1 protein-coding gene is annotated in these 2,459 nt (G+C 54.1%); it reads left to right on the top strand.

Annotation, left to right across the window (positions count from 1 at the left end; translation table 11 throughout):
• Positions 1-40: 40 nt before the first annotated feature.
• On the top strand, positions 41-2,459 hold a 2,419-nt coding region (locus DW49_RS0105660; protein WP_024421122.1), incomplete at its 3' end, for a DEAD/DEAH box helicase.

Here is a 2,459-nt window from a genome sequence, read left to right as displayed (position 1 = left end):
GTCTGGGCGCATGAAATCAAAGTCATAAGGAGATGAGTCCGTGCTAGACCCAATTGGTGGTTTTCGTCGAATCCAAAACTTCGTCATCAACTATGTTGAGACCAGTTTCCGCATCTCAAACAAGGCGGCAGCGGAGGCGCGTCGGAACCTGCTGACGACGGTCGATGTATTGGCTACTGAGCCGTTTATCGAACCGGTGCTACGTTACGAATCGCATCATGAGAATCTCGAGCAACTAGCGCAGCGAGAGGATGGTCCGCTCGCACCTTTGAGTGAGTACGGCCGACGAGCCTTCGTTGAGCTAGCGCTTTCCGGGCTGTTCGACGGCACACGTTGTGAGGGGGTGATTCGTCGAAAATCCACTTTTGCGCCATACGATCATCAAGTCGAAATGCTGAAGCGCGGATTGCTTTCGGGTAAACCAGGTATCGTTACATCTCGCACCGGCAGCGGCAAAACAGAAAGTTTCATGTTGCCGGTGCTAGCCGCGATATCCAATGAAGCCGTGACCTGGGCAGCTCCTGCCAATGGCTATCTACAGAAAAATTGGTGGCTAGAAGATAAGGGCCAGTGGTCTGCTCGGAGGCAGGGGGAGAATCGTCCAAGTGCGGTCAGATCACTGGTTATCTACCCAATGAACGCATTGGTCGAGGACCAAATGCAGCGCCTCCGCAAGACCCTAGACTCTGATGATGCAAGGGAGGTAATGCAAGAGCGCTTTATAGGAAACCGAATCTTCTTTGGCCAGTACACCAGCTCCACACCCGTCACTGGCTTCGAGTGTCATCCGCGTATTGCTGACAACAAAGAGGAGAAACAGCGTCGTACCCGGCGCGTCACACGGTTACGAGAGGCAATGCGGGGCTTCAGGCGTGATCAAGATGCTGCGCGTGCTTTTGACCTCCAGGCAGAGTTAACCGCGCACGGCGAGGGTAAGAGGGCTTCAGATAAGACGCGTTACATCTTCCCAGCCTTGGACGGTGGTGAAATGCTTTCGCGCTGGGACATGCAGGCGGATCCACCCGATATCCTGGTTACGAACGCCTCGATGCTTGGCACCATGCTCTCGCGAGAGGTAGAGGAGTCGGTCTTCACTAAAACGCGTGATTGGTTGTTAAGCAACGATGATGCTTATTTTTATCTTGTCTTCGATGAGTTGCACTTGATTCGCGGCTCGGCTGGCACCGAAACAGCATTTTTGGTGAAAACGCTTATTCAACGGTTGGGTCTCGATCAGCCGGCACATCGATACAAGTTGCGAATACTCGCTTCCTCCGCTTCTATGCCAATAGAGGGGAGTCTGGGGGCCCAATCGCTCGCTTACCTACACGATCTCTTCGCGCCTTATGGTACCAGCCAGAACGCGAGTGATCCGGGCGCTATAGATCCGGAGTTTTGGCGAGATTGCATTGTGGTGGGTAATCCACACCTACCGGAGTTTTCCGGAGGACGAATCGAGGCTCAGCCCTTTGTAGATCTGCTAGATGCCGCACTAGAAGGCAAAGATGGGTTTGTCGCTAAAATTTTAAATGCAGAAGCGCTAAATCCTTCCGTGGAGCGCGCTGCTAGAGCCCTGGGGCGTTCCGCTAGCGGAGCCGCCGACCGAGTCAAAGTGCTGGCTGAGTCAGCCGCGGCTGCGTTGACGCAAGCTTGCCGCGAAGGAAGCGACGTTCGCGCTACGTCGACGACAGATTTGTCCGAACGTATCTTCCTCCCCAATTCCGGGGATCATGACAAGGCTCTGCGTGGGCTGCTATTGGCGCGCGCACTCCCAGAGTCAGATGCTTGGGATTCGAGTGTTGCGAATACCACAACAGCTTTTCGCGTCCACACTTTTATCCGCAATATTGAAGGTCTATTCGTTTCAGTCGCGATGGATGGCACTATCCCAGTATTCGAGGATTTCACCGTGGAGCGTGGCGTAACCCATGCCAAGCCTCGAATTGATGGCGGGCGGGGCCGTCGACTGTTTGAGTTGCTGTACTGCGAGGCATGCGGTGATTTGTTGATCGGCGGCCAAAGAGGTCAAAAAGTTGCGGACGGCACCGAGACCGAACTTCTACCCTCTGCAGCCGATCTCGACAACATGCCTGAGAAAGTCGGGTCCGAATACTACGACAAAATGACACTTGATGAGTTTGCCGTATTTTGGCCGCGTCGAGTGCAATGGGCGGCGTCAGATCGAGATTATGATGATTGGGAGGCCGCCAGCTTAAATCCAGAAACGGGACTGGTGTCTATTCAATCAGCGGTGCCCTCCGGACATATCGGTGGCTATCTATACCGGCAGCAAGAGGCAGCAGTGAAAGGTCGTAACGGCAAGATGACGGGGCCTTTGATGGCTCAGCCGTTTTGCTGCCCAAAGTGTGGCACCGATTATTCTAACCGACCTGTTTTCAGTCGTTCACGCTCGCCAATTCGCGCATTCCGCACTGGCGTCACTAAAACCTCTCAACTAG

Origin of the sequence: Pseudomonas avellanae BPIC 631 (assembly GCF_000444135.1) — a bacterium.
GTDB lineage: Bacteria > Pseudomonadota > Gammaproteobacteria > Pseudomonadales > Pseudomonadaceae > Aquipseudomonas > Aquipseudomonas avellanae.
This window is presented reverse-complemented; position numbering and strand designations above follow the sequence as displayed.